The organism is Streptomyces sp. NBC_01296, assembly GCF_035984415.1.
Lineage (GTDB): Bacteria > Actinomycetota > Actinomycetes > Streptomycetales > Streptomycetaceae > Streptomyces.
Genome location: NZ_CP130720.1, coordinates 4,087,109 through 4,103,667, shown reverse-complemented (window position 1 = coordinate 4,103,667; position 16,559 = coordinate 4,087,109). Strand labels below are relative to the sequence as shown.

The following is a 16,559-nucleotide window of genomic DNA, read 5'->3' as shown; positions in this document are numbered from 1 at the left end:
CTGACCAGCGGTGCCGCCTTAGCTCAGCTGGCCAGAGCAACGCACTCGTAATGCGTAGGTCTCGGGTTCGAATCCCGAAGGCGGCTCTGTAGAAGCCCCAGGACTCACTCGCCGTGACCTGGGGCTTTTGCTATGTCCTGACGCGGCTGGCCGGTGCGGCTCCTTGCGGTGTGGGATCGCCGGGTTCTGCGGGGGAGGGCGTCGATCCCGCCGGGGGAGGGTGACCTGGGGGTTCGGGGGCCCGGAGGGGCCCCGGTCGCTCGGGGGGCGGGGCGGGGCTAGGTTGGGAAGGCTGGACCTGGGCGACGCGTGGCAGGAGGCCGGGATGTCGACACGGTTGCGCAAAGTGGCGGTGGGGGCGGCCGCAGTGGGCCTGGTGGTGGTGCCTCTGGGGGTGGGGGCGGGATACGCCCTGGATACGTCGGTCGCCTCCAGCGCCTCGGCTTCGGCCCCGGCTGCCGTCGGCGCCTCTCCGTCGGGACCGGTCGCCGCCGACGGGGAGTTCCCGCAGCTCACCCCCGCCGTGGCACGGCAGTTGGACGATGCCGTCCGGAAGGTGATGAGCGAGGCCCGGATACCCGGGGTGATGGTGTCGCTCTCGGCCCCCGGCAAGGGTGACTACGTGCGGGCCTTCGGTGTCGCCGACAAGGCCACCGGCCGGGCGATCAGCACGGACATGAACATGCGCATCGGCAGCGTGACCAAGACCTTCACCGTGACCGCCCTGCTCCAGCTGGTCGACCAGGGCAAGGTCGGGCTGGACGACCCCATCGGCAAGTACGTGTCCGGGGTGCCCAACGGGGACCGGATCACGCTGCGCGAGCTCGCCGGGATGCGGAGCGGGCTGTTCAACTACTCTGAGGACGAAGGTTTCTTCAAGGCGCTGACCAGCAATCCCCGACGGCCCTTCACCCCGCAGGAGTTGCTCGCGTACTCCTTCAAGCACCCGGTGCTGTTCGAGCCCAACGCGAAGTTCTACTACTGCAACACCAACCTGATCCTGCTGGGGCTGGTGGTGGAGAAGCAGAGCGGGCAGAAGCTCGACGCCTACATCAACCAGAAGGTCGTCCGCCCCGCCGGTCTGCGGCACACGCTCTTCCCCGTCGGCGCGGAGTTCCCGACTCCGCACTCCCAGGGGTACACGGACCAGACCGCCACCGGGAAGGTCGAGGACGCGGCCGACTGGAACCCCTCCTGGGGCTGGGCGGCCGGCGCCATGATCTCCGATCTCGCCGACCTGAAGACCTGGGCGAGGGTGTTGGCCACGGGCACGCTGCTGAAGCCCGCCACCCAGGCCGAGCGCCTGAATGTCGTCGAGGCGCTGCCCGGCACCGGCTACGGCCTGGGCATCTTCAACGTCCAGGGCTGGATCGGCCACAACGGCTCGCTGCCCGGCTACCAGGCGCTGGTCGTGTACCTGCCTCAGGCGAAGGCCACGCTGGCGCTGACGCTGAACACGGACATCTCCTACGAGGGTTCCGAGCCCAGCACCCTGTTCGGCGAGGCGATCACCAAGATCGTCACTCCGGACCACGTCTTCAGCCTGCCCGCGCAGCCCGTCACCGGACACTGAGGGCATGGACGAGGTGAAGGTGGTGGTGCGCGTTGCAGGGGACCGGGACGGGGACGTCGACGTCGCGGCCGCGCTGTTCCGCGGGTACCTCGACTTCTACGAGGTGAAGGTCGAGGACCCGGACCGGCCCCGCGCCTTCCTCGCCCAGCGGATCCGGGCCGGCGAGTCCCTGGTGCTGCTCGCCGATGTGCCGGGGGCCGGCACGGTCGGGTTCGCGCAGGTCTACCGGACCTTCTCGTCGCTCGCCCTGCGGCCGGTGTGGATCCTGAGCGACCTGTACGTCGACCCGTCCGGCCGCCGCACCGGCGCCGGGCGGGCGCTGCTGCGCGACGTGCTGCGCCGGGCCCGGGAGGCCGGGGCGGCCGGGGTGCAGCTGGAGACCGCGTACGACAACCGCGTCGCGCAGAGCCTCTACGAGGCGGAGGGTTTTGAACGCGACGCGTTACACGTCTACTTCCACGGGCTGGGGTGAAACATTCCGGCACCGCCGTCGCGTCATTGGGGTGAGACGGACGCGAGGGGGAGTGAATGCGGGAGGGGCGCAGGGATGGGTTCCGCGAGTTCGCGGCGGGCCGGTCGGGGCATCTGTACCGGTCGGCCTGTCTGCTGACCAGCGGGGACACGCACCTCGCGGAGGACCTGGTGCAGGAGACCCTGGGGCGGATGTACCTGCTCTGGGGGCGGATCTCCCGTATCGACAACCCGGCGGCGTACGCGCAGACCGTGCTCGTACGGGCCTTCCTGACGCACCAGCGGCGCAGATCGGCGGGGGAGCGCCCGGTCGGGGAGTTCCCCGAGTCCGGCGCGCCGGCGGCCGGCGGCGGCGATCCGGCGCTGCGGCTGACGCTGCTGGAGGCGCTGGGGCGGCTGGCGCCGAAGGACCGGGCGGTGCTCGTGCTGCGGTACTGGGAGGACCGCAGCGTGGAGGAGACCGCCGACGCGATGAACGCCACCTCGGCGGCGGTGCGGACCCGCACCACACGGGCGTTGGGTCGACTGCGGGCTCAACTGGGCGGTTCACTCAGCGAGTTCGCCGGTCTCTGAACCCCGCACCGTCACCTCGATCGTCTTTTTCCCTTGCTACTCGGTGGAAGGACTGGTTCCGCATGCCCTTTGAAGATGAGCTCAGCGAAGCCCTGCGGCGTACGGGGGACGGCTTCTCGCCCGACGCGCACGCCCTCGTCACCGCCGGTGAACAGCGCGGACGGCGGCTGGTGGCGCGCCGCCGGGCCGCCGTGGTCGGCGGATCGGTGGTCGCCCTGGCGCTGATCGCCGGCGGCAGCGCCTACACCGGCGGCCTCTTCGACGGCGCGGGCGGCTCCGGCACGACGGTCGCCGCGCCGCCGGCCGTCCCGACGCAGTCGCCGGTGATGAACGAGAAGACCGGCGGCGGCGCCGTCTCCGCCGATCAGCTGATCGGGGTGTTCAAGCAACTGCTGCCCGGTGGCACGGTGTCCGGGGCCAAGGCGCGGGGTACGGGCGAGACGGCCCACCCGAGGGTCTCCGGGCTCTACGACGACGGGAAGGGCCCGGCGGTCCTCGGAGTCGATCTCGCGCGGGTCGAACCGAAGGGGCAGAGCGCGGCCCAGTCCGTGGCCTGCCCCGACGAGAACCTCCAGGACTTCGACGGCTGCACCGCCGAGACGCTGGCGGACGGCTCGAAGCTCATGGTCTTCCGGGGCTACGAGTACCCCGACCGCCGGGAGCCCACGAAGCTGTGGCGGGCCACGCTGGTGACCCCGCAGGGCTACCAGGTGGACGTACAGGAGTGGAACGCTACGGCCGAGAAGGGGCAGCCCGTCTCACGGACCGATCCGCCGCTGACCCCGGGCGAACTGAAGGCCTTCGCGACCTCGCCGCTGTGGCGGCCGGCGCTGAGCGACCTGCCCGCCGCCGCGCCGGATGCCGGTGCCGGGCCGGCGGACACGGCATCGGGCGCCGCCGCGGTACTGGAGTCCCTGCTGCCGAAGAGCGGGATCACGGTCGACAGCAAGGGCGGAGAGGGGGACTACGGCTATGTCGTGCTCGACGACGGCAAGGGCCAGTCGCTCGTCCAGGTCAACGTGCAGGCCGGCATGGGCGAGCTGCTCAAGGGCCGCTTCGGGGCCGGGGCCGTCACCCAGCCCGATGGCACGAAGGTGAAGTCCGAGGAGCTGCCCGGTGAGAAGGGCGGCGCGAACGTCGTCTGCTGGACCGTCGACACGCTGCGGCCGGACGGCCGACGCGTGGTCGTCTCCGCCTTCAACACCGGCAACCAGAACAAGCCCGCGACCCGGGACAAGCCGGTCCTGACGATGGAGCAGCTGCAGCAGATCGCGCTCGACCCGAAGTGGTTCGGCTGATCAGCCGGGGCGAGCGCGCTTGCGTGGCGTCCGCTCCTACTTGGCGTCCGCGTAGCACTCCACGATCGCCGTGCTGAACGGGAACCGGACCGGGGTGTCGCCGAAGGCGATCCGGCCGGCCCGGTCGCCGGCGGCGCGGATCGCCTCGGCGACGGCCTCGGCCTCCTCGGCGGGGCAGTGCACCATCACCTCGTCGTGCTGGAAGAACACCAGCTCGGCCCGCATCCCGGCTCCCGCGATGGCCTGCCGGAGGGCCGCGAGCAGCAGCAGGGCCCAGTCGGCGGCGCTGCCCTGGACGACGAAGTTGCGGGTGAACCGGCCGCGGGCCCGGGTGTTGGTGGAGGCATGGCCGGGCGTCCAGCCGTCCTCCCTGTCCTGCGGGATCCCGGCTTCGCCGTCCTCGTCGGCGCCGACCGGCGGCGGGCAGGTCCGGCCCAGCCAGGTCCGTACGAGGCGCCCCTCCTCGCCCGCCTTGGCGGCGTCGTCCACGTACGCCACGGCCTGCGGGAAGCGGCGGCGCAGCGCGGCCAGGTTCTTCAGGCCGTCGCCGGAGGTCTGCCCGTACACGGCGCCGAGGACGGCGAGCTTGGCCATGTCCCGGTCGCCGGAGAAGCCCTGGCGGGAGATGGCCGTGTACAGGTCCTCGGGGCGCCCGGCCACCTCCATGAAGGCGGGGTCGCGCGAGATCGCGGCCAGGACGCGGGGCTCCATCTGGTCGGCGTCGGCGACGACGAGCCGCCAGCCTGGGTCGGCGACGACGGCCCTGCGGATCACCTTCGGGATCTGCAGGGCCCCGCCGCCGTTGGTGACCCAGCGGCCGGTGAGGGTGCCGCCGGGGACGAACTCGGGGCGGAAGCGGCCGTCGCGCACCCAGTCCTGGAGCCAGGACCAGCCGTGGGCGGTGTAGATCCGGTACAGCTTCTTGTACGCGAGGAGGGGCTCCACGGCGGGGTGGTCGAGCTCCTGGATCTCCCAGCGGCGGGTGGACTTGAGCCGGATCCCGGCCTCGGCGAAGGCCTTGATGACGTCGGCCGGGAGATCGGGGCGTACGCGGCGGCCGAACGCGGCGGAGATCTCGTCGGCCAGCTCGGCCAGGCGGCGGGGCTCGCCGCCGCCGGCGTAGCGCTCGCCGAGGAGCTCGGTGAGCAGCGCGCGGTGGACGTCGGCCCGCCAGGGGAGCCCGGAGCGGTGCATTTCGGCGGCGATCAGGAAGGCGGCGGACTCGGCGGCGACGAGGAGGCGCAGGCGGTCGGGGTGGGCGGTGGCGGCGCTGCGTTTCGCCTGGTCGTGGAAGACGGCGACGAGCGCGTCGAGGGGGAGGGGGGCGGAGGTGGGCTGGGGGTCGAAGAGGGAGTCCTGGGTGGTGGGTGTCGCGGTGCGCTGCGGGGGATCGGGGGGTACGGGGGCGCCGGTGAGGCGGGCCCAGGCGGCTGCCGCCGAGCGGGGTTCGCCGTAGCGGCCCTCGTGGGCGAGCAGGAGGAGCTCGGCGTCCTCGATGTCGTGGCAGCGCTCCACACGGGTGCCGGCGGCGAGGAGGCGGGGGTAGACGGCGCTGGTGCTCCGCCAGATCCAGCGGGTGGTGGCGGGGGCGGAGCGGATCGCGTCCGCGGGGTCGTGGACGGTGAGGGGGCGGCTGCCGGGGCCGGGGTTGGGGGTGAGCGGCGTGGCGTGCCAGAGGCCGTCGCCGGCTTCGGCGAGGGCCCAGTGGGGGGTGGGGTCGCTCATGGGTGCGAGTGTCCCACCGGGGTCTGACAGCCCGCCTGCCTGCCACTCCGGGGGCGCTCCGCTCCCGGACCCTCCCCACGCTGCCGCTGGGGGTACCCGCAGCGGCAGCGTGGGGGAGGGCGGGCTGTGCGCGGTGGGGGCGTGCAAAGCTGAGGGGGTGAGAGAGATTGTCGACCGTGCCTGTGAAGCCGCCCTTTACAGCCAGGACGATGCCGGGCTGGATGCCGGGGCCTCGGTGCTCGTCGGGGACGGCGGGCAGTGGGGCGCGGTCGGGCGGGAGCTGTTGGGGCGCGGGGAGGCGTACGTACGGCAGGCCTGGGAGCGGGGGTGGCAGCCCGCCGACGTGCTCCGGCTGGTGGGGCGGGACCTCGGCGACCGGCATTTGCGGATCACCTGCGACCTGATCGCCGCCGAGGCGAGGCGCTACGCCCGGCTGCCCGAGCGGTGGACCGACGCCGAGGTGTGGTGGGCGGACGACGCGGAGTACGGGGAACTGCTCGTGCGGCGCGAGAAGGCCGACCGGTTCAGCCTCGCCACCTCCGTCCTCGAGGTGTTCCGGCTGCTGATCCGGCTGCCCTCCATCGAACCGGTGGGTCCGGTTCCCGGGGACCCGGCCGCCGATGCCCTGGAGCACGCGCACATCGAGCCGCGCATGCTCGGCCGCATCCGGGCCCTGCTCGCCAAGGCCGAGGCGACCACCTTCCCGGAGGAGGCGGAGGCGCTCAGCGCCAAGGCCCAGGAGCTGATGGCGCAGCACACCGTCGACGAGGCCCTGCTCGCGGCGAGCGGCAAGGGGCCCGCCCAGGTGCCCGGGGCCTGCCGGATCGGGGTCGAGGCGCCGTACGAAGAGGCCAAGGCCGTGCTGCTGGACGCCGTCGCCACGGCCAACCGGTGCCGGGCGGTGTGGAACAGCGCCTACGAGTTCTCCACCGTGGTGGGGTTCGAGAGCGACCTGGAGGCCGTCGAGCTGCTCTACACGTCCCTGCTCGTGCAGGGGACCGCCGCCATGACCCGCGCCGAGGCCGCCCAGCGCTCCGGCGGGCGCAAGCGGACCAAGACGTTCCGGCAGTCCTTCCTGCTCGCGTACGCCAGCCGGCTCGGCCAGCGCCTCGCCGAGACGGCCGAGCACACCGTGGCCGAGGCCCCCGACAACCTGCCCGCGCTGGTGGCCCGCGACGTCGCCGTCACCTCCCGGGCGGACGAGATGTTCCCCCGGACCACGACCACCCGGCTGCGCGGGGCCACCGACCATGCGGGCTGGGAGGACGGCACGGCCGCCGCCGACCGCGCGCACATGGGCGGCAAACGCCGCCCGCTGCCTCGCTAGGGGGTGTTGCCGCCCTCGTCTCGCAGGGCCTGGGTCTCCGACTTCAGGATGCGCATCGACCTGCCCAGGGAACGGGCCATGTCGGGCAGCTTCTTCGAACCGAAGACCAACACGCAGACCACGAGGAGCAGGATCAGGTGCCAGGGCTCAAGGGCATTGCGGAGCATGCGCGTTCCCACCTTCGGGCGGCGACGGGTGTTTCGGACGGACCCGGCCATCGAACAGCTCCGCACGCATCCGTACAAATCTGAAGGAGTGCTGAAAGGCGTGCCGTGCACGCCGATGACCCCCGCTGCGCCTTGATCCAATCCTTATAAGGGTCTGATTCGCCCCTGATCCACCCGAGTTCTTCCCTGACAGTGATCGGGAGAGCACCCTCCGCGTGCACGTGCATCTGCCCATGCATGCGCTTATGAACACAGCTATGATCCGGTGCAGTTGACATCTGCACTATCGGGGGCTTCCTGTGGACCACGCGTACAACGGGATGGCAGCTGCAGAACTCGACGGAGTGACCTGGCAGAAGAGCAGACACAGCAACTCGCAAGGTTCCTGTGTGGAGTTCGCCAAGCTGCCGGGTGGAGCTGTCGCCATGCGCAACTCGCGCTTTCCGGACGGGCCCGCGCTCGTCTACACGCCGGCCGAGATCGAGGCGCTGCTGCTGGGCGTCAAGGACGGCGAGTTCGACCACCTGATCGCCTGATCGACCGATCGGCACATCGCCCGATCGCCCGAGGAACGGCGCACCGATCAAGCCATGCACGTGCACTGGCCGGGACTGATCGAAATGATCAACCCCGGCCAGTCGTCGTATGCCCGTGTGTGCCCGCGAACGACCCGCTGTCTATTCGTGCAGCATGAACAGCGCCCAGACCACCTTGCCGGTCAGCCGTCCCGCGAGCGGATGCCAGCCCCAGCTGTCGCTGTACGCGTCCACGAGGAACAGCCCGCGCCCCGACTCCAGGTCGCAGTTCTCCTGCGTCCGCTCCGGCGCGAACGATCCGCCCGGCCGGTCCTCGCTGGGGTCCCGTACCGCGCACACCAGGCGGGTGCTCCACCGCATCAGGTGCAGCCGTACCGAGGCCTCCGGCTCGCCGGCGCCGCCGGTCGCGGGCCTGGTGTCCTCGGGCAGGGCGTGGCGCAGCGCGTTCGTGACGAGTTCGGAGACCACCAGGGCGACGTCGTCGAAGCGGTCGTCGAGGCCCCACTGGGACAGGGTGGACCGGGTGAACGAACGGGCGCCCCGCACCGCCTCGAACCGGGCGGGCAGAGCGCAGGAGGCGGACCCGGAGACAGCCGTGGGGTCGACCGGGGGCAGCCCCTGCCGTAACGGCTCGAGCATGGTCGATCCATTCGTCCCCATGCGAGGCACTCCCGGGATTCGCGGGCAGAGCGGCGCGCTCCGTCCAGAAAGAACTGCGGGGTGGGTCCGGCGCCGGCGCGAAGAGCACGCAGGTGCGCGGCACCATCGTTCCGAATGCAGAAGCTGGATGCAAGGGCAGATGCACGTGCACGCGCCGGACCTGTCCACTCCCGTGATGGTTCTTGCTCATTTCTTCCTACGCATACTTACGGACTTCTTTTCCGGCAGGCGGGATTCCGTTACAGAACGAGTACGGACCGATGCGTTTTGGTGGCAGACTGCGGGACCTGGGGTGCGGGGGCCCCGGCGACGCACATCACGCGCAGACCACGCGTACACATGGCGATGGGGAGGGCAGGACTAGTGACCGCAGAAGCAAGCGGTTCTGTGGTGCGCCGCATCCTCCTGGGCTCTCAGCTCAGGCGACTCCGAGAATCCCGCGGCATCACCCGTGAGGCGGCCGGCTACTCGATCCGCGCATCCGAATCGAAGATCAGCCGCTTGGAGTTGGGAAGGGTGAGCTTCAAGGCAAGGGACGTGGAGGACCTCCTCACGCTCTACGGAGTCACGGACGGCGCGGAGCGGGAGTCCCTGCTGGGGCTGGTCCGCGAGGCCAACGCGGCCGGCTGGTGGCACAGTTACGGCGACGTGCTGCCCGGGTGGTTCCAGACGTACGTCGGCCTGGAGGGCGCGGCCTCGCTCATCCGGATCTACGAAGTCCAGTTCGTCCACGGCCTGTTGCAGACCGAGGCCTACGCGCAGGCCGTCGTCAGCCGCGGCATGCCCGGCGCCACGAAGGCCGAGATCGACCGCCGCGTCGCACTGCGCCTCGAGCGCCAGAAGGTGCTCGTCTCCGAGAGCGCCCCGGTCTTCCACGCCGTCCTCGACGAGGCCGCGCTGCGCCGCCCGTACGGCGACCGCGATGTCATGCGCGGACAGTTGGAGCACCTCATCGAGGTCTCCCAGCGGCCCAACGTGCAGCTCCAGGTGATGCCGTTCTCCTTCGGCGGCCATGCGGGCGAAAGCGGAGCCTTCACCCTGCTGCGCTTTCCGGAGTCCGACCTCCAGGACATCGTCTATCTGGAACAGCTCACCAGTGCCCTCTACCTGGACAAAGACGAGGAAGTGGCGCAGTACGAAAGGGCGATGGAACGGCTCCAGGCAGACTGCCCCGACGCCGACCGGACGCGGGATCTTCTCCGCGGTCTTCTTCAACTGTCTTGATTCGCACGTAGTATGACGTCTGATCAGTGCATGATGACCGATCGGTCTCCGGTGCAGCGCACGGGTGCGCGCTCGCAGTAAGGGATGGCATGTCCATATTCGACGACCTGGCTCACCAGTACATCGACGGCGAATGGCTGGCCGGCACCGGTTCGTGGGACATCATCGACGTCAACCCGTACAACGGGGAGAAGCTCGCGGCCATCACGGTGGCCACCGTCGAGCAGGTGGACCAGGCCTACCTCGGCGCCGAGCGCGCCCAGAGAGAGTGGGCCGCCACCAGCCCGTACGCCAGACGCGCCGTCCTGGAACGCGCCCTGCGGATCACCGAGGAGCGCGAGAAGGAGATCATCGAGGCGATGATCGACGAGCTCGGCGGGACGCGTCCCAAGGCCGAGTACGAGGTCTACCTCGCCAAGGAGTTCATCCGCGAGTCGATCCAGCTGGCCATCCGCCCCGAGGGCCGCATCCTCGCCTCGCCGGTCGAGGGCAAGGAGAACCGGGTCCAGCGCCTCCCGGTCGGCGTCGTCACCGTGATCAGCCCCTTCAACTTCCCCTTCCTGGTCACCCTGAAGTCGGTCGCCCCGGCCCTGGCGCTGGGCAACGCGGTGGTGATCAAGCCGAACCAGAACGCACCCGTGGTCGGCGGCGGGGTCATCGCCAAGATCTTCGAGGACGCGGGCCTGCCGGCCGGGCTCCTCAACGTGCTGGTCACCGACATCGCCGAGATAGGCGACGCGCTCCTCACGCACCCCGTCCCGAAGGTCATCTCCTTCGCCGGCTCCGACCGGGTCGGCCGGCACGTCGGCTCCGTCGCCGCCCGGCACTTCAAGCGGACGGTCCTGGAGCTCAGCGGCAACAGCGCCCTCGTCGTCCTCGACGACGCCGACCTCGACTACGCGGTGGACGCGGCCGTCTTCAGCCGCTTCGTCTACCAGGGCCAGGTCTGCATGGCCGCCAACCGCATCCTCGTGGACGCCTCGGTCGCGGAGGAGTTCACCGAGAAGTTCACCGCCCGGGTGCGGAGCCTGAAGACCGGCGACCCCCACGAGGCGGACACCCACATCGGCCCGCTGATCAACTCCTTCCAGGCCGACGCCCTGACCGCGCTCGTGGACCAGGCCGTGGAATCCGGGGCGCAGGCCCTCGTCCGCGGATCTACGCGCGGCAACCTGGTCGAGCCGACCGTGCTGGCCGGCCTCCCCGAGGACTCCCCGCTGCTCGGCCAGGAGATCTTCGGCCCGGTGGCGCTGCTGGTGGTCTTCGACGGCGAGGACGAGGCCGTACGGCTGACCAACGCCACCCCGTACGGGCTGAGCGGCGCCGTGCACACGCGGGACGTGGAGCGCGGCGTGCGCTTCGCGCAGCGGATCGAGACCGGCATGATCCACGTCAACGACTCGACCATCGGGGACGAGCCGCTCGCCGCGTTCGGCGGGGAGAAGTCCTCGGGCCTGGGCCGGCTGAACGGCGAGGCCACGATCGAGGCGTTCACCACCCAGAAGTGGATCTCGGTGCAGCACGGCCGCACCAGTTTCCCCTTCTGACCGCGCTTCCCCTTCCGGGCTCGCTCTAGACTCGTGCGAGTCAGCGGCAGGCAGCGTTCCGGGGGAGACCTGAGTTGAGCAACATTCCGGAGACGGGGCGCACGCCCCGGGTCCAGAACCGCCTGGTCGTCATCCAGGTGGTCGTCTTCTCGCTGCTGCTCACCCTCGGCGGGCGCCTGTGGTACCTCCAGGTGCGCAACGGCCAGGAGTACACGGACGAGGCGAAGAACAACCACACCCAGCAGGTCGTCCAGCCTGCGGTGCGCGGTTCGATCCTGGACTCGCGCGGGGTCCCGCTCGCCGACAACGAGACGCGCATGGTCGTCTCCGCCAGCCGTACCGACCTCACCAGGATGAAGGACAGGGGCAAGGACGTCCTGACCCGGCTCGCGGGCGTCCTGGGCCTCAATCCCGAGGACGTGGTCAACAGCGTCCGGCTGTGCGACGTCAAGACGCCCAAGCCGTGCTGGAACGGCTCCCCGTACCAGCCGATCCCCGTCACCGACGAGGCGACCACGGACCAGGTGCTGGAGATAAGGGAGCACGCCGAGCAGTTCCCCGGCATCACCGCCGAGCCGACCGCCCTGCGCCGCTACGCCGGCCCCGACGGGGCCAACACCTCGCAGGTGCTGGGCTACCTCTCGCCGGTCACCGACGCGGAGATCACCAAGGCCAAGAAGACCGACTCCCCGTACCTGCGCTCCGACCAGGTGGGCCGCTCCGGCCTGGAGCGCACGTACGACAAGGAGCTGCGCGGCAAGGCGGGCATCACGCGCTACGAGGTGGACAACCTCGGGCGGGTCATCGGGCAGGCGCAGGCCGACAAGCCGACGCCCGGCTCGAACGTCGTCACCTCGATCGACTCGCGCGTGCAGGCGGTGGCCGAGCGCGAGCTGAACAACGCGATGATCGAGGCCCGCAAGGGGTACGACAAGAACACGCACAAGAACTACGAGGCCGACTCGGGCGCCGTCGTCGTCATGGAGGCCAAGACGGGCCGCATCGTCGCGATGGCCTCCAACCCGACCTACGACCCGAACGCGTGGGTCGGCGGCATCTCGGCCAAGGACTACGCGTCCCTCACCGACAAGGACTCCAACTACCCGCTGCTCAACCGCGCGATCCAGGGCCAGGCGGCCCCGGGCTCGATCTTCAAGGTCGTCTCCTCGACCGCCGCGGTGAACGCCGGGTACCCCTTCAACGGGCGGTACGGCTGCCCCAGCTCGTACTCGGTGGGCAGCCAGACCTTCACCAACTTCGAGTCGCAGGGCTACGGCGACATCACCATCGGCCGGGCCCTCGAGGTCTCCTGCGACACCGTCTACTACGCCCTCGCGGACAAGGAGTGGAAGAAGGACGGCGGGATCAACCCCAGGAAGGACCCGGGCGACTGGTTCCTCAAGACCGCCCATGAGTTCGGCCTGGGCAGAGCGACCGGCATCGACCTGCCTAGCGAGGTGAACGGCCGGGTCCCCGACCGCCAGTGGAAGAAGGACTTCTTCGAGGCGAACAAGGCCGCCTGGTGCCGGGACGGCAAGAAGGACGGCTCGTACGCCGAGAAGATCGCGTACGAGAACTGCCGCCAGGGCAACCAGCTCCGCGAGGGCGACGCGATCAACTACTCGATCGGCCAGGGCGACACCCTCGTCACCCCGATACAGATGGCGTCGATCTACGCGGCCATCGCCAACGGCGGCACGATGCACCAGCCGAGCGTCGGCAAGGCGATCGTCAGCGCCGACGGCACCTCGGTCAAGGAGATCGCGCCGAAGGAGCAGGGCCGGCTGCCCATGGACGCGGAGCTGCGCGACGACATCGACGGCGCGCTCGCCGCGGTGGCCACCACGGGCAGCGCGGCCTGGCGGTTCGGCGGCTGGCCGCAGAAGCAGATCCCGATGCACGCGAAGACGGGCACCGCGGAGGTCCAGGGCAAGCAGACCACCTCGTGGTTCGCCTCGTACACCGAGGACTACTCGATCGTCATGACGATCTCCCAGGGCGGTACGGGCTCCGGGGCCTCCGGACCGGCGGTGCGCAAGATCTACGAGGCGATGTACGGGCTCGACGAGAAGGGCGGCCAGGACCTGACCAAGGCCCTGCTCCCGAAGCCGCAGACGGCCCTGCCGGCGATCCGCCCCGACGACGCCGGAAATTGAGGCAGGGATCAGGTGGGGATTGAGGACAGAACCTGACCTCAATCCCCCGTACCGTCGTTCTTGTCAGCAGGAAGACGCACGGAAAAGGCGGTAGGTCATGGCGCACATCTCCGAAGAGGTCCTGGGCGACGAGCGCGGCACGCTCATGCTCTTCGTCGAATCCCAGCGCATTGCGATCCGCGCATCGCTGGCCGGGCTGACCGAGGACCAGGCGGCGAGCCGGCCCAGCGCCAGCGAGCTGTCGCTGTCCGGGCTCGTCAAGCACGTCGCCGGGGTCGAGCTGAACTGGCTGCGCATGGCACAGGGGCGGGCGGGCGAGACCGAGCACAGCCCCGAGGCCTGGGCCGACGCCTTCCGGCTGGTCGGGGACGAGACCATCGCCTCCGTCCAGGCGTTCTGGGACGAGGTCACTGCAGAGCTGACGGCCTTCGTCCGGGACCTGCCCAGCCTCGACGAGACCTTCCCGCTGCCGCCGGCGCCCTGGTTCCCCGAGAACCACAAGGTCTCCATGCGCTGGATGCTGCTGCACCTGGTGGAGGAGTTCGCGCGGCACGCGGGCCACGCGGACGTCATCCGGGAGTCCATCGACGGCACCAAGGCCATGGGATAGCCCGTAGGGCGTTTCCCGCCCCGGCGGCGGACTTGCACCTCACGTGGCGTGAGGACTCAGAGTGAAGGGCGTACCCAACCAGAGGAGCGGAAACGATGAGTCACTCCGTGGGACAGGTCGCCGGATTCGCCGGAGTCACGGTGCGCACCCTGCACCACTACGACGAGATCGGCCTGCTCTCCCCGAGCACCCGCAGCAGCGCGGGTCACCGGCGTTACGACGACGCCGACCTCGACCGGCTGCAGCGGATCCTGTTCTACCGGGAGCTCGGCTTCCCGCTCGAAGAGGTCGCGGTCCTGCTGGACGATCCGGAGTCGAACCCGAGGGAGCACCTGCGCCGGCAGCACGCCCTCCTGTCCGACCGGATCGCCCGGCTCCAGCAGATGGCCGAGGCCGTGGAGCACGCCATGGAGGCACAGAGAATGGGCATCAACCTCACGCCCGAGGAGAAGTTCGAGGTCTTCGGGGACTTCGACCCCGACCGGCACGCGGACGAGGCGCACCGGCGCTGGGGCGGCACGGACGCGTACAAGGAGTCCGCCCGCCGGGCGGCCACGTACACGAAGGACGACTGGAAGCGCTTCCAGGCCGAGGCGGACGAGATCAACCGGCGGTTCGCCGCGCTGCTGGACGCCGGTGCGGCCGCGGAATCCGACGAGGCCATGGACGTGGCCGAGGAGCACCGCGGCTGGATCGACCGGAACTGCTACACCTGCTCGCACGAGATGCACACGTGCCTGGGTGAGATGTACGTCGCGGACGAGCGGTTCACGGCCTACTACGACACGGTCCGCCCCGGTCTGGCGGTGTTCGTACGGGACGCGATCCTCGCGAACGCCGTCCGCAAGGTGTAAACAGCCGGATGTTCCCCACACGGCCCCCTCCCGGTGACTGGAACCGGGAGGGGGTCCTGTGCGTTGATAATTGAAACCGCCGTCATGTCCGATGCACCCGCGGACGCCCGCCGCGATACCCCCGATCCAGGAGAGCCCGGAACTCGTGTACACGCTTGCGCTCGCCCCTGAGTGGCTGTCCCCGGACTATCTGATCTCGCACTACGGCCTGATCGGCATCCTGGTCATCGTCTTCGCGGAGTCCGGGCTGTTCGCCTTCCTGCCCGGCGACTCCCTGCTGTTCACGGCGGGCCTGCTGGTCGCGAACGGCGAGTACATCAAGCAGCCGCTGTGGCTCGTCTGCACCCTGATCTCGGCCGCCGCGATCGTCGGTGACCAGGTCGGGTACATGATCGGCAAGGTCTTCGGGCCGAAGCTCTTCAACCGCCCGAAGTCGAAGCTCTTCAAGCGGGAGAATCTGGACAAGGCGCACGAGTTCATGGACAAGCACGGCCCGAAGGCCATCGTGCTCGCCCGCTTCGTGCCGATCGTCCGTACGTTCGCCCCGATGGTCGCGGGCGCCGGCTCGATGAAGTACCGCACGTTCCTGACCTACAACGTCATCGGCGGCGTCGCCTGGGGGGCCGGGCTCACGGTTGCGGGCTTCTGGCTCGGCCAGATCGACTTCATCAAGACCAACGTCGAGGCGATCCTCGTCCTGATCGTCCTCCTCTCGCTCATCCCGGTGATCTTCGAGGTGCTGAAGGCCCGCAAGGAGGCCAAGGCGAACGGCGGCGGCTCCGAGGCGGCGCCGGCCGGCGGCGAGCGCCGCCGCCACGCCAAGCGCTAGGACGCAGGCCGGGCCGCTGCAGGCGGCGGAGCCGCGCGAAGGGCGGGCACCCCTCAGGGGTGCCCGCCCTCGTGCTGTTGCCGTTCGTCGTGGCCGTCAGAAGGGCAGCGGCAGCGGGAAGGGGAACGGCAGCTTCGGCAGCGGGATCGGCAGCTTGGGTACCGGCGGCAGCGGGATCGGCAGCTTGGGTACCGGCGGCAGCGGGATCGGGAGCTTCGGTACCGGGGGCAGCGGGATCGGGAGCCTGGGCGGGACCGGCAGCGGGATCGGGAGCTTCGGTACCGGGGGCAGCGGGATCGGGAGCCTGGGCGGGACCGGCAGCGGGATCGGCAGCTTCGGCGGGATCGGCAGCGGGATCGGCAGCTTGGGTACGGGCGGCAGCGGGATCGGCAGCTTGGGCACGGGCGGCAGCGGGATCGGCAGCTGCGGCGGCAGCGGGATCTTCGGCAGCTCAGGCGGCGGCACCGGGAGCTTCGGCGGGAACGGTATCGGAAGCTGCGGCAAGGGCAGCTTCGGCGGCGCCGGAAGCTTGTTGTGCCCGCCGTTTCCCTTTCCCTTCCGCTGCTTGTTGTTGTTCTGCTTTCCTCTGTGGTTGTTGTTCCGGCTGTCATTTTTGTCGTTGACAAGGTCGGTGTGACTGACTGAGGCAGTCTTGTGCGGCGTCGCGGCGAATGCGCTCGCGGGTAGCGCCACGATTCCGGCCGCCAGGGCGGTCGTCGTCGCCAACGTCACGAAATGCCGGGTCAAGGCTGTCTTGGGCATGGGATTCTCCTTGTGCGTCGAGAGGGCGAATCCCGGCTCCGGCGCTGGTCCGGCCGGTGCCGGGATGTCACGAACCTGGTCGGCCCGTGCCTCAAGTAAGCGCGGGTCGCCACACAAGGGCACGTCCCGGGAATTCGGGACTTGACAGGTCGGATTGACGCATCGGGTGAATCCACGGAATCCGCGCTGCGGTTTTCCGGAAAAGGCGCCCATGCCGCGGCGACGGCATCCCGAAAACCGGGACGCC

The 16,559-nt window shown here is 70.2% G+C and carries 15 protein-coding genes, 1 tRNA gene and 1 pseudogene; 13 read left to right on the top strand and 4 right to left on the bottom strand.

Translation table 11 applies throughout. The features are described from left to right. The first annotated feature begins 12 nt into the window (after positions 1-12). The 5 genes from OG299_RS18435 (at position 13) to OG299_RS18415 (ending at position 3,915) form a co-directional block, all read left to right on the top strand. Positions 13-86: transfer RNA gene (locus tag OG299_RS18435), tRNA-Thr, on the top strand. A gap of 239 nt (positions 87-325) precedes the next feature. Beyond that, positions 326-1,573, top strand: a complete 1,248-nt coding sequence (locus tag OG299_RS18430) for a serine hydrolase domain-containing protein (RefSeq protein ID WP_266626940.1) — start codon at positions 326-328, stop codon at positions 1,571-1,573. 4 nt (positions 1,574-1,577) lie between these two features. Further along, positions 1,578-2,045: a GNAT family N-acetyltransferase gene (locus OG299_RS18425; protein ID WP_327362027.1), complete on the top strand. Its 468-nt coding sequence runs from the start codon at positions 1,578-1,580 to the stop codon at positions 2,043-2,045. A 56-nt stretch (positions 2,046-2,101) separates the two neighbouring features. Beyond that, positions 2,102-2,617 (top strand): SigE family RNA polymerase sigma factor, encoded by a 516-nt coding sequence (locus tag OG299_RS18420; protein WP_266626936.1) that lies wholly within the window; start codon positions 2,102-2,104, stop codon positions 2,615-2,617. 62 nt (positions 2,618-2,679) lie between these two features. Beyond that, positions 2,680-3,915 carry a hypothetical protein gene (locus tag OG299_RS18415; RefSeq protein ID WP_266626934.1) on the top strand — a complete coding sequence of 412 codons (1,236 nt, stop codon included), beginning with the start codon at positions 2,680-2,682 and terminating at the stop codon, positions 3,913-3,915. A gap of 36 nt (positions 3,916-3,951) precedes the next feature. Here OG299_RS18415 and OG299_RS18410 read toward each other — a convergent pair whose 3' ends face one another. Next, on the bottom strand, positions 3,952-5,640 hold the full coding sequence (locus OG299_RS18410; protein WP_327362026.1) for a bifunctional 3'-5' exonuclease/DNA polymerase: 1,689 nt from the start codon (positions 5,638-5,640) through the stop codon (positions 3,952-3,954). A gap of 157 nt (positions 5,641-5,797) precedes the next feature. Here OG299_RS18410 and OG299_RS18405 point away from each other — a divergent pair, with 157 nt between their 5' ends. Continuing rightward, complete coding sequence (locus tag OG299_RS18405) at positions 5,798-6,967, top strand: DUF2786 domain-containing protein (RefSeq protein WP_327362025.1); 1,170 nt, start codon at positions 5,798-5,800, stop codon at positions 6,965-6,967. On the opposite strand, the gene tatA is transcribed toward OG299_RS18405, so the two are convergent. Next, positions 6,964-7,134 carry a Sec-independent protein translocase subunit TatA gene (tatA, locus tag OG299_RS18400; protein WP_266626928.1) on the bottom strand — a complete coding sequence of 57 codons (171 nt, stop codon included), beginning with the start codon at positions 7,132-7,134 and terminating at the stop codon, positions 6,964-6,966. The genes OG299_RS18405 and tatA overlap by 4 nt on opposite strands. Before the next feature lie 299 nt (positions 7,135-7,433). On the opposite strand from tatA, the gene OG299_RS18395 reads away from it, so the two are divergent. Then, positions 7,434-7,670 carry a DUF397 domain-containing protein gene (locus OG299_RS18395; protein ID WP_030868010.1) on the top strand — a complete coding sequence of 79 codons (237 nt, stop codon included), beginning with the start codon at positions 7,434-7,436 and terminating at the stop codon, positions 7,668-7,670. A 141-nt stretch (positions 7,671-7,811) separates the two neighbouring features. Here OG299_RS18395 and OG299_RS18390 read toward each other — a convergent pair whose 3' ends face one another. Then, entirely contained in the window at positions 7,812-8,330 is a 519-nt protein-coding gene (locus tag OG299_RS18390) for an ATP-binding protein (protein WP_266626925.1), read from the bottom strand. Positions 8,331-8,675: 345 nt separating this feature from the next. Between OG299_RS18390 and OG299_RS18385 the strand changes: the two genes are divergently transcribed. The 6 genes and pseudogenes from OG299_RS18385 to OG299_RS18360 form a co-directional block, all read left to right on the top strand. Next, positions 8,676-9,554, top strand: a complete 879-nt coding sequence (locus OG299_RS18385) for a Sco1979 family transcriptional regulator (protein WP_266633347.1) — start codon at positions 8,676-8,678, stop codon at positions 9,552-9,554. Between the two features lie 89 nt (positions 9,555-9,643). Beyond that, positions 9,644-11,101 carry an aldehyde dehydrogenase family protein gene (locus tag OG299_RS18380; protein ID WP_266626923.1) on the top strand — a complete coding sequence of 486 codons (1,458 nt, stop codon included), beginning with the start codon at positions 9,644-9,646 and terminating at the stop codon, positions 11,099-11,101. Positions 11,102-11,175: 74 nt separating this feature from the next. Then, on the top strand, positions 11,176-13,257 hold the full coding sequence (gene mrdA / locus OG299_RS18375; protein WP_327362024.1) for a penicillin-binding protein 2: 2,082 nt from the start codon (positions 11,176-11,178) through the stop codon (positions 13,255-13,257). Between the two features lie 97 nt (positions 13,258-13,354). After that, on the top strand, positions 13,355-13,867 hold the full coding sequence (locus tag OG299_RS18370) for a DinB family protein (RefSeq protein ID WP_266626919.1): 513 nt from the start codon (positions 13,355-13,357) through the stop codon (positions 13,865-13,867). A gap of 95 nt (positions 13,868-13,962) precedes the next feature. Further along, positions 13,963-14,721 carry a MerR family transcriptional regulator gene (locus OG299_RS18365; RefSeq protein WP_327362023.1) on the top strand — a complete coding sequence of 253 codons (759 nt, stop codon included), beginning with the start codon at positions 13,963-13,965 and terminating at the stop codon, positions 14,719-14,721. A 145-nt stretch (positions 14,722-14,866) separates the two neighbouring features. After that, a pseudogene (locus OG299_RS18360) lies at positions 14,867-15,440 on the top strand (DedA family protein); the annotation flags it as partial. Positions 15,441-15,646: 206 nt separating this feature from the next. Here OG299_RS18360 and OG299_RS18355 read toward each other — a convergent pair. Further along, positions 15,647-16,525: a hypothetical protein gene (locus OG299_RS18355; protein ID WP_327362022.1), complete on the bottom strand. Its 879-nt coding sequence runs from the start codon at positions 16,523-16,525 to the stop codon at positions 15,647-15,649. Between the last annotated feature and the right edge of the window lie 34 nt (positions 16,526-16,559).

Excerpts from the sequence above, each read along its gene's own strand:
- OG299_RS18430 (WP_266626940.1), top strand. The coding sequence starts at position 326 with ATGTCGACACGGTTGCGCAAAGTGGCGGTGGGGGCGGCCGCAGTGGGC.
- OG299_RS18370 (WP_266626919.1), top strand. The coding sequence starts at position 13,355 with ATGGCGCACATCTCCGAAGAGGTCCTGGGCGACGAGCGCGGCACGCTC.
- OG299_RS18385 (WP_266633347.1), top strand. The coding sequence starts at position 8,676 with ATGGGGAGGGCAGGACTAGTGACCGCAGAAGCAAGCGGTTCTGTGGTG.
- OG299_RS18390 (WP_266626925.1), bottom strand. The coding sequence starts at position 8,330 with ATGGGGACGAATGGATCGACCATGCTCGAGCCGTTACGGCAGGGGCTG.
- OG299_RS18425 (WP_327362027.1), top strand. The coding sequence starts at position 1,578 with ATGGACGAGGTGAAGGTGGTGGTGCGCGTTGCAGGGGACCGGGACGGG.
- OG299_RS18420 (WP_266626936.1), top strand. The coding sequence starts at position 2,102 with ATGCGGGAGGGGCGCAGGGATGGGTTCCGCGAGTTCGCGGCGGGCCGG.
- OG299_RS18410 (WP_327362026.1), bottom strand. The coding sequence starts at position 5,640 with ATGAGCGACCCCACCCCCCACTGGGCCCTCGCCGAAGCCGGCGACGGC.
- OG299_RS18380 (WP_266626923.1), top strand. The coding sequence starts at position 9,644 with ATGTCCATATTCGACGACCTGGCTCACCAGTACATCGACGGCGAATGG.
- OG299_RS18365 (WP_327362023.1), top strand. The coding sequence starts at position 13,963 with ATGAGTCACTCCGTGGGACAGGTCGCCGGATTCGCCGGAGTCACGGTG.
- tatA (WP_266626928.1), bottom strand. The coding sequence starts at position 7,134 with ATGCTCCGCAATGCCCTTGAGCCCTGGCACCTGATCCTGCTCCTCGTG.
- OG299_RS18355 (WP_327362022.1), bottom strand. The coding sequence starts at position 16,525 with ATGGGCGCCTTTTCCGGAAAACCGCAGCGCGGATTCCGTGGATTCACC.
- OG299_RS18415 (WP_266626934.1), top strand. The coding sequence starts at position 2,680 with ATGCCCTTTGAAGATGAGCTCAGCGAAGCCCTGCGGCGTACGGGGGAC.